This window comes from Bacillus nitratireducens, assembly GCF_001884135.1.
Taxonomy (GTDB): domain Bacteria; phylum Bacillota; class Bacilli; order Bacillales; family Bacillaceae_G; genus Bacillus_A; species Bacillus_A nitratireducens.
Genome location: NZ_MAOC01000081.1, coordinates 100,663 through 116,356, shown reverse-complemented (window position 1 = coordinate 116,356; position 15,694 = coordinate 100,663). Strand labels below are relative to the sequence as shown.

Here is a 15,694-nt window from a genome sequence, read left to right as displayed (position 1 = left end):
TTAACCTTTTTCTTCATAATCAAACAAAATGGAAAAATAACGCTACATACAAAAAATAAGTAACATTTTTTAATATAGCATTTATATAGAAAAAGGTAAAACAATACTTACTTATTTATAAGTTTTCCTGCCGGTGAAATATGTTAACTTCTGAGCGGACAATTCAATCAAAAAAGAACTTGCGAAAATCGCAAGTTCTCCCCTCTACATATTAAGCGCTCTGGTTTCCTTCCATTTGCGTTTTGTACATATCGTAATAACGCCCGCGCTTTTTCATTAATTCATCATGAGATCCTTTTTCCAAAATCGTTCCTCTATCAAGTACAATAATTTGATCTGCACTTTTAATTGTTGAAAGGCGATGAGCAATAATAAACGTCGTTCGTCCTTTCTTGACAACCTCTAGCGCTTGTTGAATCATCGCTTCAGTCTCTGTATCAATACTAGAAGTCGCTTCATCTAAAATTAAAATCGCCGGATCAAAAGCAAGCGCCCTAGCAAACGATATAAGCTGTCTTTCTCCGGTTGAAAGTGTACTTCCTTTCTCCGTAATTTCTTCATCTATATTGTTTGCAAACCTTTCAGCACCAACGTCACGTAACGCCTTTACGATGCGATCTTTTGAAATTTTTTCATTCTCTAAGCTAACATTGGATGCCACTGTCCCGCTAAATAGAAACGGATCTTGTAGTACAATTCCCATATGTTCACGAGTTGCTTGTTTCGGCATCTCTGTTACATCATGACCATCAATCGTAAGCTTTCCTTTTTGAAATTCATAAAACTGAAAGAGTACGTTCATAATGGAACTTTTTCCTGATCCAGTATGACCAACAAGTGCCACTGTCTCCCCTTGTTTCGCTTCAAAAGAAATATTTTTTAACACTTCGTCTTTTCCATTGTAAGAAAACGAAACATTATCGAATTTCACATTTCCGTTTAAGCGAGGCATACGCTCTTCCTCTACTGCCTCTCCCTTTTCCTCTAGCAATTCAAAGACACGTTCTGATGCAACGCGCGCCTGCTCTAAGTTTGCAAGTTGGTTCACCATATTCGTAATTGGCGAGAATAATCTCGTTAAATAATCGACGAAAGCATATAGTATCCCTAGAGAAAGGAGCCCCGAAGCACTTAATGAAGCACCACCGAAATACCAAATTACACCTGTAAAAGCGATATTTCTTAATACAGACACTAAGTTATGCGAAGTTGCTGCATTTAAATTCAAAATTTTATTTTGATATTTAAAATAATCGCCATTAAGTTCTTCAAATTCCTTCTTCGTTTCACGTTCTTGGCGAAATGCTTGAATAATTGGCATACCTTGAATCGATTCATTCACCGTTCCGTTAATATCCGATAAACGAGAACGCATTTTATGATTGTATACAGACGCATACTTTCTATACATAATCGCCCAAACAATTAAAATTGGAATGATGAGTAAGCATAGCGCCGCCAGTTTTACATCAAGTAAAAATAGCGCAGCAAAAATCCCGATGATATAGATGATACTAGAGACGAATGTTGCAAGTACTGTCACATATAAATCACGAATCGCTTCTGTATCATTCGTTACACGCGATACAATTTTCCCTGCTGGTAAATGATCGAAATAACGAATTGGTAACGTTTGTATATGAGAAAAGACATCCTCCCTCATAATTTGAATAATTTTGTTTGCTGCCTTCTGTAAGAAGAACTGCTTTCCGTATGCAAATAATGATACAACTACTAATAAAGCGAAATATCCACCGCCGAGTAGTAATAACCGATTTATTTCTGGTTTATAAAACGCAAATACTTCCTCTTTCGTTAAGGCTTTCGCTTTATAAACCTGCACTGCCTTACCACTTTGTACTGTAAGTACATCACCCTTAACAGAACGAGTTCCTTCAAGCGTTATTTTATTCGGTACAAAATAGTACTGAAAACCAACTTGAATAACCCGAACCTCTTTCCCCTTTTTCTCACCTTCCTCAAAGCGATCACTTCGCTTATACAAGGCGCCATTATATGAAACAGCATCCTCACTCTTTTCTGTTTCATACCAAGGTCTCTCTATTCCAACGATATGCTCATCGATCATCGTTTTTGCGACGAAAGGACCCGCTAGTTCTGCAATAACGAAAACAAATAGCATCGCCATCGCTGCAAAAATCGGCCCTTTTACTTTCATCGCGTATTGAAACAATCGTTTTGAAACACTCATATTTTCACCCCACTATCCGCACTTTCACTTTCACCTTGTTGTCTTTCGAACTGCTCTGCATACCAGCCCCCATTTCGAACGAGCGCTTCATGCGAACCTTCTTCAATAACCTCACCGTTATCCATAACGAGAATCCAATCCGCATGCTGCACTGCTGACAAACGATGCGTTGTTATAATCGTCGTCTTCCCGCTTCTTTCTGTTCTTATATTTTCAATAATCGCTGCTTCCGTACGAGCATCAACAGCTGATAAAGAATCGTCCAAAATTAAAATTTCCGGATTTTGAATAACAGCTCTCGCAATCGAAATCCTTTGCTTTTGTCCACCTGATAAAGAAACACCTTTCTCTCCAACGAGCGTTTCTAAACCTTCCGGTAAAAACTCTAAATCCTTTTTAAACGCAGCTATTTCAATCGCTTTTTCAAGTTCTTCTTCAGTCGCTTCTCTGTTTCCGAATAAAATATTTTCCTTCGCTGTTTTTGAAAATAAAATGTGTTCCTGCGGTACATACCCAATCCAGCCAAGTACGTTATCATTCGGAATTTTATCTAGCTTTACATCAGAAACTGCAATATCCCCTTCTCCAAGTGGATATTGACGAAGAAACTGGCGTACGAGCGTCGTTTTCCCGCTCCCTGTTTTCCCAACAACTCCAAGTGTCTCTCCTTGTTTTAATGAGAACGAAACATTTTTCAAATTCGTTTCATTTGATGAAGGATATGAAAAAGTAACGTTATCAAATTGAATGTAATCTGGCTCTTGTACAACCTTTGGATTTTTCGGATTCTTTACATCCGGTTCATAAGCTAACGTTTCATTTACACGGTCGAGCGACGCATTTCCTCTTTGCATAACATTAATCAATTCACCAATTGCAAACATCGGCCAAATCATCATTCCTAAATAGACGTTAAAAGAAACGAGCTCCCCAAGTGTCACTTTTGATTGGAATACGAGATATGCACCGTACACTAAACCAATTAAATAACTAAGACCGACAAGCATTTTCACAGTCGGCTGGAATAATGCATCGATTCTTGCTACTCTCATATTTTTCTCGTATACGTCATCTCCTAAATGATGAAACCTTTCTTGATCAGCATCCTCCTGTACATACGCACGAATAACACGCACACCCGCAATTGATTCAAGTACTTTATCGTTCATATCCCCGAACGCATCTTGCGCGACTGTAAATCGTTCATGCAATTTCTTTCCGTACCTATTCATTGCAAACGCCATAATCGGAAGCGGTATAAGCGCAGCAAATGTTAACTGCCAACTAATTGAAAAGCCCATCATACAAACGATTGTAAGCATATATAGACTAGAATCAACGAGCGTTAATATACCAAAACCAGCTGTCATGGAGATTGCTTTTAAATCATTCGTCGCTCTCGCCATTAAATCGCCAGTACGATTTTTTTGATAAAACGTCGGTGTCATCTTGAGTAAATGCCCCATAAATTTTGAACGCATCGTTTTCTCAAGTACGAACGCACCGCCAAATAGTTGGTGCTGCCAAATGAAAGTAAGCACATACCCACCAATCGTTACCCCAAGTAAAATAAAAATATATTGCATAATCGCCTCGTTCGTTAAGGCTCCTGTTTTAATGTTATCAATTGTAATACCTAATACTTTCGGAGGAATTACCTCTATCACGTTTACAATTAAAAGTACCCCAATTGCGATACTATACCTTTTCCAATGCTCCCTAAAAAACCAGCTTAACTTTAGTAATACTGAAAACAATATAACCTCTCCTTTCTCGTTCTCGTTTAATTCACATTTCTTTATCCGCTATCCAAACCCATCACATTTACATTTCGTAAGCCATACAATTTCATCACATTTTTCCACCTTCCACATTCTGATTTTTTATAGTAACAAGGAAAATAAACAAAAAAAGCATACCGCCGCTTGACGATATGCACAGAAATGCATAAAAAGCGTACGTTACGATATACGCAACGTACGCTTTTTATAAGACAAAGATGCCCTATATATCCGTACGGGTTGCGTAATGATATGAATGTTTTCTGCCATTTAACAGAGCTAAGCCCATTCCATTTACGATTACAATCATTACGCACACCCCCTTCATTTATTTTCCATTTATAATCTTACAACTTTATTGAGTATTCTGTCAATTGTTTTTTTTACTATAGAATAAAATAATCTTTTATCACAAGAAAATGAAGGGGATTCATAATACGATACATCCGTTTGAAATAAGAGAATCTTCTGTAAGAAAGGGCATACAAAACAAAAAAATAATAAGAAATCGTTTTCACAAACATTTCATTTGAAAAATATTATCAAACCACCTACAATCACCTTATACTCACTCTTACAAGTTGCTATTTTAGGAGGACTAATCATGACAACTAGCAATACGTACAAATTTTATTTAAACGGAGAATGGAGAGAAAGCTCTTCAGGTCAAACAATCGAAATTCCATCTCCATACTTACACGAAGTAATTGGTCAAGTACAAGCAATTACTCGCGGAGAAGTAGATGAAGCAATTGCATCTGCAAAAGAAGCTCAAAAATCATGGGCTGAAGCTTCTCTACAAGATCGCGCAAAATATTTATATAAATGGGCTGATGAGCTCGTAAATATGCAAGATGAAATTGCCGATATCATTATGAAAGAAGTCGGTAAAGGTTATAAAGATGCGAAGAAAGAAGTTGTTCGTACAGCTGATTTCATTCGTTACACAATTGAAGAAGCTTTACATATGCACGGAGAAAGCATGATGGGCGATAGCTTCCCTGGCGGAACGAAGTCTAAACTTGCGATCATCCAACGCGCACCACTTGGTGTTGTATTAGCAATCGCACCATTTAACTATCCAGTAAACTTATCTGCTGCAAAACTTGCACCAGCATTAATTATGGGTAACGCTGTTATTTTCAAACCAGCAACTCAAGGTGCAATTAGCGGTATTAAAATGGTGGAAGCACTTCATAAAGCTGGCCTTCCAAAAGGTCTTGTAAACGTAGCGACAGGACGCGGTTCTGTAATTGGTGACTACTTAGTAGAACACGAAGGCATCAATATGGTATCGTTCACAGGTGGTACAAACACAGGTAAACATTTAGCGAAAAAAGCTGCAATGATTCCACTTGTATTAGAACTTGGTGGTAAAGACCCTGGTATCGTTCGTGAAGATGCTGACTTACAAGATGCTGCAAACCACATCGTAAGCGGTGCATTCTCTTACTCTGGTCAACGTTGTACAGCTATTAAACGTGTACTTGTACACGAAAACGTAGCAGACGAGCTTGTTAGCTTATTAAAAGCGCAAGTAGCTGAACTATCAGTTGGATCTCCAGAACAAGACAGCACAATCGTTCCATTAATCGACGATAAATCTGCTGACTTCGTTCAAGGCTTAGTTGACGACGCTGTTGAAAAAGGTGCAACAATCGTTATTGGTAACAAACGTGAGCGCAACTTAATTTACCCAACATTAATCGACCACGTAACAGAAGAAATGAAAGTTGCTTGGGAAGAGCCATTTGGCCCAATCCTTCCAATCATCCGTGTTTCTTCTGACGAACAAGCGATTGAAATTGCTAACAAATCAGAGTTCGGTCTGCAAGCAAGTGTCTTCACAAAAGACATTAACAAAGCATTTGCAATTGCTAACAAAATCGAAACTGGTTCTGTTCAAATTAACGGACGCACAGAGCGCGGCCCTGACCACTTCCCATTCATCGGTGTAAAAGGTTCAGGTATGGGCGCACAAGGTATTCGCAAGAGCCTTGAGTCTATGACACGTGAAAAAGTAACTGTATTAAACTTAGTTTAATCTTATATGTAGCAGCTGATCTAGTATTTAGATCCGCTGCTTTTTAAATTTCCGATACACCTGCGTATTATGAAACGGCTTAAACCCTACAGATTTGTATAACCTCTCAGCACTTTCATTTCCTTCTATATAACAGAGTCTAATATCTTCATACCCGCCTTCTAACAACTTGTTCATACCAAATTGTAAAGCTTTACGCCCATATCCATTTCCTTGATGACTTTGTGCAACTATTAAATTCTCTATTGTCCCTTCCCCTACTGTAACTGATGCAACTAGCTGCTCATTTTCTAAAGCTACATACACATTACTTTCATTGTTCAATTTGTATTTCTTTATACTATCTTCCGAGGCAAGATACGGCTTCATATCATTCCTTTCATGCAATTCGTAATAACATTCCTGTACCATTGTTACAAACTGGTTAAAAAATATATCTTCATACTTAATAAACTTGAGATCGGTTTTAGGAAAACTCCCTCCCTTATATATCAATTCAAGCGATCCCCACCATCTTTCAAATCCCATTTTCTTAGCAAAACCAATACAATTTTCTGATTCTATTCTCATATAAGTGCACACAAAATCCGGTTTTATTTTAGAAATTAAATCTTCTATTGCCTTGTATAATCCAGAACCAATACCTTTCAAGCGAGAACCAGGTTCCACATACACACTTATTTGACCAATAGACTCTCCATTACTATTTGTATAAAAGGATGAATACGCGAATCCTTCAATCCCATTTTGGTTATATAAAAGAAAATGCGTGGAGTTCGATACAATATCATCTAAAGAACCTATCTCTTCTTCTGTCCCCATACTTTTTATTAAATTCAATGTCCCGATCCGATCTTCTTTTTCACTATAAGCACGTATCATTTAAACAATCCCCATTCCCATTAAAAGTAAATTCCTTATTGGAATTTATTCAATGAATCCATCTCAAACCCTCCAACCTCTCAATAACGAACTCTTCTCTATAATCTGATTATTACTATATCCATTGACGTATAAAAATACATTTGTTACTCTTAAACATGTTAATTTAATACATAAATCCTCATTCGTATCTCGGTGAGGTAGAGGTTGCAGTCATTAAGAGTATCATTTCAGGAGATGTAGTGGCATTGATGAAGAAATGAGAAAGGAATGATTGCCGAAGTAAGTCGTGTCCACCATGCACGCTTGCTGGGTCTGCATTTAATAAGTGCAGAACTGTCACAAACGTTTCGTTTGTGGAGAGCTATCGAGAGGTATGTCGTGGGTTTCTTATAAGATAGAAAGCATGTAGCGGCAGATTACGTGCTTTTTTTGTTTTGTTTGGACCTTCTCTTCCTTATCAGGAAGACATACATATCTCCTCGCTTGACTTGGTTATACTAACTTTGGAGGTATTTTCTATGCAACAAAAAAAATGGGGCTTTTGGGTACTAACAGCTTTCGTTGTCGGTAACATGGTTGGCGCTGGTATTTTCATGGTGCCAAGTACGTTAGCACAAACAGCAAGCCCACTCGGTGTCACTTTAGCTTGGTTAACAACAGGGTTTGGTGTTTTAATGCTAGCTCTTGTTTTCGGTAATTTAGCAATTCGTCGTCCTGATTTAACAACGGGACCACAAAGTCATGCATATGCTTTATTCTCAACACCAAAAAGAAAGAAAATGGCTGGTTTCAGTATGGTATGGGGATATTGGGTTGCAAACTGGGCAAGTAACGTTGCCATCATTACATCTTTCGCGGGATATTTATCACTCTTCTTCCCGATTATGAAAGATACGCGACTATTATTTTCAATCGGCTCGTTCGATATAGAAGTTGGAAAGCTCATTACATTTACTATTTGTTCCGTCTTACTTTGGGGAACTCATTTAATATTAACAAACGGTGTAAGCGGAGCTGGGAAACTAAACTTCTTAGCAACAACAACGAAAGTAACTGGATTCCTTCTATTCATTGTCGTTACGTTATTTGCGTTCGAAGCTTCAAAGTTTGGACAATGGTACACACCGATGATCGATAAAGAAGGCGTATCACACGGTCTCCTTTCACAAGTAAATTTAGCGGCCCTTACAACGCTTTGGGCATTTATTGGGATTGAATCAGCGGTTCTTTTATCAAACCGAGCTACTTCTCCCAAAACGGTAAAACGCGCGACTGTTGCTGGTTTATTAATAACAGTTGCAATTTATTTAGGAATTACAATTTTAACAATGGGTGTACTTCACGTTGATAAATTACAAGCTTCTGAACGTCCATTAGCCGATGCATTAAACGCTGCAATGGGTCACGGCGGCGGGAAACTTATGGCATTACTTGCTCTTACTTCCCTATTCGGTTCAATATTAGGTTGGATTTTATTAAGCTCAGAAGTACCTTATCAAGCTGCAAAAGAAGGTTTCTTCCCTTCCTTCTTCGCAAAAACAAATAAAAAAGGAAGTCCAATTCATTCACTACGATTAACAAACATTATGTCGCAAGTGTTCTTATTCTCAACATTATCAGGAACAATTGCGGAAGCTTATACATTCGTTATTACCGTATCAACACTGGCCTACCTCATTCCATATCTCGTTTCACCAATCTTCCAGTTAAAACTAGTCGCAACTGGTGAAACATATAAAAATGAAATGCGGGCAAGAATTACAGATGGTATAGTCGCAGTTATCGCACTTTGCTATGCACTATGGGTTATTAAAACCGGCGCATCCGATATAAAAACGTTCCTTCTCGGAATCGGTTTATTCGCAATTGGCTTTGCTTTCTATCCATTAATGAATCGTGATCAGAAAAAAAATAACGAAAAGAAAAACGAGCAAGTTGCATAACGCAATTTGCTCGTTTTTTCTTTTATAAAACATATATAATAGAACAAAGAGGTGAAAGACATGTCAATCGAATCACTATGGAGCAGTCGCTTCCAACAACATATTCAAAATATCATTACATACTTTGCACGTATGATTAACGGTTTACTATATAGCTTCATCTTTATTTCATGCGTTGGTGCATATTATTATGCTCAATTTCTAAAAACATCTCCTTCTAAAGGAATATCTTTAATACTCATAACGACCGTTCTTACATTTATTATAATGAGATGTCCCATTCGCACATTTATTCAAAAACCGGATGCTGTCTATTTACTTGCATTAGAAGAGAAATTAACATCTTATTTTAAAAAATCTCTTCTATATAATTACATCATTCAGCTTTTCCCATTATTATTTACGTTCCTTATTCTCGTACCACTTGCTATGCAATCATTACAATTAACTGTACCGTTCTTATGTACAATCTTTATCGTTTTAATGATTACGAAAGCGTGGAACATATACATACACTGGATGTGGCGTGATAATTATGAAAAAAGCATATGGTTTATCATTCGCATTGCTTGTAACGCCCTGATCATTTACATGCTGTTTTATACTGCAAATGTGATCGTATTAGGCGGACTACTCTTACTTCTTGCTTTCCTGCTTCTATACACGAAGAAACAACCTACCAAACGAATACCGTGGGATTACATAATCGAACAAGAAGAAAAAATGGACGTTCGTTTCTATCAATTTGCTAGCATTTTCACCGATGTTCCGCAACTGAATAAGCAAGTCAATAAAAGAAAATGGCTTACAAATTGGATTGAACCTTTATTACATAAAAAACGAGCAACTTTCTTCTATTTACATACACTAGCATTTTTACGCGGTAATGATTATTTCGGTATATATATTCGCTTAGGGTTGATCGGTGCTTTCGCTCTATATTTTATTCCGAATATATATGTAAAAGGCGCTATCGCTTATATCGTCCTATATATGATTTCTATGCAGCTTCGTTCTCTGTGGAAATATTTTTCGGGAAATATTATTGTAGCATTATATCCAATTGATACTGAAAAACGAATGAATCAATTTCTCCGCTTAATCTTTATATTGCTAAGCATTCAACTCATTGTATTTTCAAGTATTATACTCATTGCCACAGGACAATTACTACATGCTTTGATTATTATGGTAATCGGAGTACTTTGGATCAAATTTATTATTGTACCAAAAACGAAGCAACGCGTTTCTTCGTTTTAACGAAAAGAATTATCTTAAAAGCCAAGGAGAAAATAAATTATCTCCTTGGCTTTTTTATTTTTCTTCCCCAAACAAGAATCACTGAAACAACCGATATTTTATGATTTTTACATACAAAAACGATAATACATGTTTACGTCCTAATAAAAAGGGTATTTATTAAATTAACAGGGCAAAGGAACTGGAGGGAATGAAAAAATATGAATTAAAGTTTCACTTTATAAAAGGCGTTGCTCAAGGACAATTCTGGAACCGATTATATAATATAAGGAGCTGATTGCAATGAGTAAAAAAATTGCTATTTTAATAACGGATTATTTCGAGGACACAGAATACACAGAGCCAGTAGAAGCTTTTAATCAAAAGGGATACAAATTAACAACTATTGAAATGGAAAAAGGTAAAACGGTACACGGTAAACAAGGAAAAAGTGAACTCGTGATTGATAAAAGTATTGATGATGTTTCTCCAGAGAACTTTGATGCCCTCTTTATACCAGGCGGATTTTCCCCAGATATACTTCGTGCAGATGAACGTTTTGTTCGCTTTAGCAAAGCATTTATGGATGCGAAAAAACCTGTTTTTGCTATTTGTCACGGCCCCCAATTACTCATCACTGCACAAACACTTGAAGGACGCGATGTGACTGGATATAAATCCATTGAGGTCGATTTGAAAAATGCCGGTGGAAATTTTCATGATAAAGAAGTGGTTGTATGCCAAAATCAGCTAGTAACAAGTAGAAAACCAGAGGACATTCCAGCGTTTATTGAAGAATCGTTGCGTATATTAGGATAATTATTAGAGGTTAACCAATGTAGCTAAATAACTACTTTGGTTAACCTTTTTATTTGTAAAAAACAAAATTAACACCATATGAAACATTTCTTCATCTTTAATGATTTTTTGAGACAGCCTCTTTTTTCGTCCCAAAATTTCTAATCACTTTTCATAGGCAGTTCTCATATAGTGAAAATAACTATATAATTCCTATCCATAAGTTAAATCATGATTTTACACATATATAAATACAAAAGATGGGAGCCTTATTTATGAATAACAATCCACCTTCAACGCCCCCTAATCCAACGGAAACGAATAATCGTGAAGTAAGCTTACAAACGTTACGCGTCATTGGGCTTATTGTACTGATTAGTGGCTACATATTAGTAGCACTTTCTGAAGTAGGAACGTTAAAAAACCTTTTGCTACAGCCTAGTACCACTCCAAACTTAGCTGAAGTTGATCCGTTTTAAAAATTATATAAAAAGCGAGTCCAGTTCGTTCGCTTTTTATATAGTTTTATCCAATCTGAGAAACCTCCCTCTCATCCTCATACTTCTCTTTCCCAATTGCCTTCATAAATAATAAAATACTGCTCATACCAACAATAAAGTACAGAGCACTCATGCCCCAAGATGCAATAAACGAGCCTAGCATAACACCTAATGCACCGTTCATTTTCGCCACTTGAAAGACCATTCCGTTTATCGCCATATAAGAACCTCTCGCCTCATCCGGCACCATGTCCGCCATTATAGATTGACGAACCGGCACATACATCATCTCTCCTACAGTTTGGAAAAGCCCTGCGATTAATAAGATCCATAAGCTATTACTCGTTCCGAGTATTGTAAATCCAATTGTATAAATGAATAAGCCTACATATAAAATTTTCAAATCGTTGAAGCTTTTCAGCATTTTAATAAGAAGTGCTGAACATAACACAACCAAAATTGTATTTTCCGCCGATATCCAGCTCAGCATTCGAATACCTGTTAAATCAAACGTAAAACCATTCCCGAATAAAAAGTGCACCGTTTCAAATTCCTTCTGCAAACGTATCCCTAAATAATTATTAATTTGAAACTCTAAAGATAATGTACATATACTTGCTGCGCAAAAAATTAAAAACGCCCGATCTTTCATCACAACTTTATAACTATCCGCCATATCTTTTAATACATTTTTCTTCTCCACTGTTTTTCGTGCGACATACACTTCTTCCATATATACAGCCATCACATATAAAGTAATGACCGCAACAGCCGTTAATACGATAAACAATTGTAATCTATAATTTTCAAATAATAATCCACCAAATATTGCTCCAATCGCAATTGATAAGTTAATAGCCCAGTAGTTAATGCTGTACATCACTTTTCGATTTTCAGGTGTACTCACATCTATTAACATCGCTTCCGTCGCTGGATTCATAAGTCCAGATCCTAAACTATTCACTAACATAAACACAAATGTTAGCCACGGTGAATCTACATAATCTGAGTTTGCAATTCCCATACAAGCAATGGAAACGACTTGTATACTTTGGCCGATAATCATTACTTTTTTACGACCGAGCCGATCTCCAACATATCCACCGTATAAACCAATTACTAATGAAGCTATTACATTAATAAGTAGTAAAGCCCCAGCCATCGCACTACCTAACTTTATTGAAAAGTAAATTGCCATAAATGGAAAAATCATTGTGGACACAGTACGTGTTAAAAACGAAGTTATAATTCTAATTTTTATATTTCGGTGCATACTCCAAAATCCCATTGTTTCCCCCTCCTTATGCTTACTTATTTTACTTTGAAAAAGAGGAAGAAAAAGGTTAGAATATTCTAAAGAGTTTCCCCTTTTATTATAGAAGGAAGTGTATATATGAAAATTATGGACTATTACATTAGACTAAGACTACATGCACAAGACCAACAACATATACGAAATAGCTTACAAGAATTAGCGGATATATTATATTGCAGTACGAAAAACGTAAAAATTTTATTAAAGAAAATGAACGAAGAGCAATTAATTCACTGGACTCCAGGGCGAGGCCGCGGGAATAAAACGGAAATTTTATTTGCACATAGTTTCCTAGAAGCAATTGAATCCTATACAGATGAACTGTTAGCGCAAGAAAAGTTAAAGGATGTTTTTCTTCTTTTAAAAGAACCCCTACCCCTTGCACTTCAAAAAAAGATAGAAAATAAACTGCATCATCATTTTGGATACGAACCTTCAAATGATATGTATGACATATTAAAGATTCCTATATCGAGAAAGATATTCCCATTAGATCCAGCTTTTGTGGCTGTAACTACAGAGAGCCATCTTACGAGTCAAATTTTTGATACGTTAGTCGTTTATAACGATGTTACTGAAAAAATGGAGCCACACATTGCACATACGTGGGAATTAAGTGAAGACGGGCTTACGTGGACCTTTTATTTACGAAAAGATATATATTTTCATAACGAAACAGTTTTAACTTCTAAAGATGTACAATTTTCATTTGAACGATTAAAGCAAGTTCACTCTCCTTTCGAATGGTTAACAGAAGAAATTGTTCAAATTGAAACACCATCACCACTGCAAATTCGATTCCATTTAGCAAAACCCAACTTATTTTTCTTACACTATGTGAGTTCCATGCAACTAGCTATTTTGCCACATGATGCAGTCATTCAAAATCATCATTATGTAGGTACTGGACCTTTCAAACTTGCTCATTACTCTGAAGACAATATCGTACTCGAAGCGTTCAACCATTATTTTAAAGAGCGCGCGTTATTAGACCGTATTGAATTTTGGGGTATTCCTGATCATGTGCAAATAGATGCTGATTATGAACTGCCAAATGAAAAGGAAAATGAAAGGCATGATATACAAATAGAAGAAATAGGTTGTATTTATGCTGGCTTCAACTTTACAAAACCTGGTCCTCATCACGACATTCACTTTCGAAAAGCTTGGAGAGAACTATATGACGTTGAAACGATACTTCATAGCATAGAGGGTAGACGAACAATTGCTGCATCAAGCTTTTTCCCTGAACGAAGTCGCCAAGCTTCTAAAAGATCTTACTCTTTAGAAAAGGCGAGAGAGTATTTAAAAAAGAGCACCTATAACGGAGAAACGATACATATTTATTTCTTCGCCTTTAAAGATAGTGCAAATGACGCACATTTCCTAAAGGAACGCTGCGGACAATTAGGAATACACGTAGAACTTCACCCATTTCTCGTTTCAGATTATATGGATCGTTCTATCGATAAACATGCCGATATTATTTTCATGGGGGAAGTATTTGCTGCTGATCATGAACTTGCATTTTTAAATGTATTTAAAAATAAAAGTTGCTTCGTAAATCGGTTCATGGACCCACACTATGCAAAACAAATTAATTGTTTACTTGATACCTTTTTATTAGAAGACAATAAAGAAAAACGGTATAAGCTCATGTATGAGATCGAAGAGTTTTTACAAGCAGAACACATCATTTTATTTAACTATCACGTTCTAAAAAGGAAAACATATCCCTCTTCTTTAAAAAATGTAACAATTGATTCATTCGGTTGGGCAAATTTTGCGAAGTTATGGATACAGCCATCCACGTTTTAAAATGTGAGTCTCTATAAAAAGGAGAAAAACCATGAAACGCACTCTAGAAAAAAGACTTTCCTATCTATACACAGGTGAGTTATTTTCAGTCATTACTTTTATTTTCACAAGTTACTTACTTAATTATGCTTATCCTACGTTACATTTATATTCCCTATATTCTTTCTGGGTCTCATTTCTTCTTTTAGAGTTTATCTTATTACAAGGAATAATTTACTGGTACGTAAAGTGGAAACGACTAAAAAAAGAGAAAACATCTGTTACGCCTATTAGGTTGATTCAATATTTAAAAATACTTAAAAAGATAAATATAGCATTACTTATCACGGGATTTATTACGTTTACTATTGATTTTGTAATATGGTATCCCCACTTACCTTTAGGCGGGGTATCATTCACTCTATTTATTTATATTTTTGCATTACTTGAGTACATTAACTATTTTCATACTCAGCTTTCATACGATAACATCTCTGATATTAAACATTTAATCAAATCAAAAAAACTAAAACAGTCCTGTATAAGTAAAGACTTTCAACGTATTTCATGAAAGAGAAGGTACTACATCCTTAGTAGTACCTTCTTCACATACAGATACAAACTATTATTTAATTACTCCATCTAAGTGATCTTTCAAGTTCAATAAAAATTGCTCAATTGTAGGATTCTTCACCACATCATAACAAGCAAAACTCTTTAACGGACTCATGCCAAGAAACTTCTGCGCACGATGTAAATGACTAAGTGCTGATTCTAAACTTTCTCCTTCAAAGAACTTCGTCTTATCTCCGAATGCTTTTTCAGGTGCGTTCCAAGTTGTAGAAAACATATACTGCTTCTCTTTTAATAAACCGCCTGTTCCATATTCATCTGCACCTTTAAAGAACAAGCCATATTCATATACTTCATCCATATACGTTTTAAATAATCCAGGAACACTAAACCAATAAATTGGTGTTTGATAAATTACAACATCGGCCCATAAAAACTTCTCTTGTTCGTCCTTAATACTATATCCATCTTGAATCGTTGTTGTTTTCACATGATGATTCTCACTTAATACAGTTACCATATAATCAACTAACGTTCTATTTAATCGTCCTTCTTTCGTACCGTATTTTTCATGTCCATTTATAATCAATATATTTTTCATCACTTT

Annotated in this window: 12 protein-coding genes and 1 riboswitch; of the genes, 7 read left to right on the top strand and 5 right to left on the bottom strand. The window is 36.0% G+C overall.

Annotated elements, in window-relative coordinates; translation table 11 throughout:
* Positions 1–211: 211 nt before the first annotated feature.
* Together BAU23_RS21930 and BAU23_RS21925 are read right to left on the bottom strand one after the other, a co-directional pair.
* Entirely contained in the window at positions 212–2,212 is a 2,001-nt protein-coding gene (locus tag BAU23_RS21930; RefSeq protein WP_000116597.1) for an ABC transporter ATP-binding protein, read from the bottom strand.
* The gene (locus BAU23_RS21925) at positions 2,209–3,969 is read right to left on the bottom strand and encodes an ABC transporter ATP-binding protein (RefSeq protein WP_071735156.1); all 1,761 of its coding nucleotides are present in this window, start codon (positions 3,967–3,969) and stop codon (positions 2,209–2,211) included. The genes BAU23_RS21930 and BAU23_RS21925 overlap by 4 nt, the downstream gene beginning before the upstream one ends.
* Before the next feature lie 628 nt (positions 3,970–4,597).
* Here BAU23_RS21925 and gapN point away from each other — a divergent pair.
* Positions 4,598–6,037: an NADP-dependent glyceraldehyde-3-phosphate dehydrogenase gene (gene gapN, locus BAU23_RS21910; RefSeq protein WP_000213651.1), complete on the top strand. Its 1,440-nt coding sequence runs from the start codon at positions 4,598–4,600 to the stop codon at positions 6,035–6,037.
* Positions 6,038–6,064: 27 nt separating this feature from the next.
* Here gapN and BAU23_RS21905 read toward each other — a convergent pair whose 3' ends face one another.
* The gene (locus BAU23_RS21905) at positions 6,065–6,919 is read right to left on the bottom strand and encodes a GNAT family N-acetyltransferase (RefSeq protein WP_071735154.1); all 855 of its coding nucleotides are present in this window, start codon (positions 6,917–6,919) and stop codon (positions 6,065–6,067) included.
* Between the two features lie 193 nt (positions 6,920–7,112).
* A riboswitch (Lysine riboswitch) is annotated at positions 7,113–7,294 on the top strand.
* Between the two features lie 146 nt (positions 7,295–7,440).
* On the opposite strand from BAU23_RS21905, the gene BAU23_RS21900 reads away from it, so the two are divergent.
* From BAU23_RS21900 to BAU23_RS21885, 4 genes are all read left to right on the top strand, one after another.
* Positions 7,441–8,865, top strand: a complete 1,425-nt coding sequence (locus tag BAU23_RS21900; RefSeq protein ID WP_001186323.1) for an amino acid permease — start codon at positions 7,441–7,443, stop codon at positions 8,863–8,865.
* A gap of 60 nt (positions 8,866–8,925) precedes the next feature.
* Positions 8,926–10,125: an ABC transporter permease gene (locus BAU23_RS21895; protein WP_071735153.1), complete on the top strand. Its 1,200-nt coding sequence runs from the start codon at positions 8,926–8,928 to the stop codon at positions 10,123–10,125.
* A 282-nt stretch (positions 10,126–10,407) separates the two neighbouring features.
* Positions 10,408–10,923 carry a type 1 glutamine amidotransferase domain-containing protein gene (locus BAU23_RS21890; protein ID WP_071735152.1) on the top strand — a complete coding sequence of 172 codons (516 nt, stop codon included), beginning with the start codon at positions 10,408–10,410 and terminating at the stop codon, positions 10,921–10,923.
* Positions 10,924–11,177: 254 nt separating this feature from the next.
* Positions 11,178–11,381 (top strand): hypothetical protein, encoded by a 204-nt coding sequence (locus tag BAU23_RS21885; protein WP_016089175.1) that lies wholly within the window; start codon positions 11,178–11,180, stop codon positions 11,379–11,381.
* A 46-nt stretch (positions 11,382–11,427) separates the two neighbouring features.
* Here BAU23_RS21885 and BAU23_RS21880 read toward each other — a convergent pair whose 3' ends face one another.
* Positions 11,428–12,690 (bottom strand): MDR family MFS transporter, encoded by a 1,263-nt coding sequence (locus BAU23_RS21880; protein ID WP_071735151.1) that lies wholly within the window; start codon positions 12,688–12,690, stop codon positions 11,428–11,430.
* A 105-nt stretch (positions 12,691–12,795) separates the two neighbouring features.
* Between BAU23_RS21880 and BAU23_RS21875 the strand changes: the two genes are divergently transcribed.
* Together BAU23_RS21875 and BAU23_RS21870 are read left to right on the top strand one after the other, a co-directional pair.
* Positions 12,796–14,535, top strand: coding sequence for an SgrR family transcriptional regulator (locus BAU23_RS21875; RefSeq protein WP_071735150.1), 1,740 nt, complete (start codon positions 12,796–12,798; stop codon positions 14,533–14,535).
* Between the two features lie 31 nt (positions 14,536–14,566).
* Positions 14,567–15,085: a general stress protein gene (locus BAU23_RS21870; RefSeq protein ID WP_071735149.1), complete on the top strand. Its 519-nt coding sequence runs from the start codon at positions 14,567–14,569 to the stop codon at positions 15,083–15,085.
* Between the two features lie 54 nt (positions 15,086–15,139).
* On the opposite strand, the gene BAU23_RS21865 is transcribed toward BAU23_RS21870, so the two are convergent.
* A complete protein-coding gene (locus BAU23_RS21865; protein WP_044738395.1) occupies positions 15,140–15,688 on the bottom strand; it encodes an NAD(P)H-dependent oxidoreductase in 549 nt (182 codons plus the stop codon).
* Between the last annotated feature and the right edge of the window lie 6 nt (positions 15,689–15,694).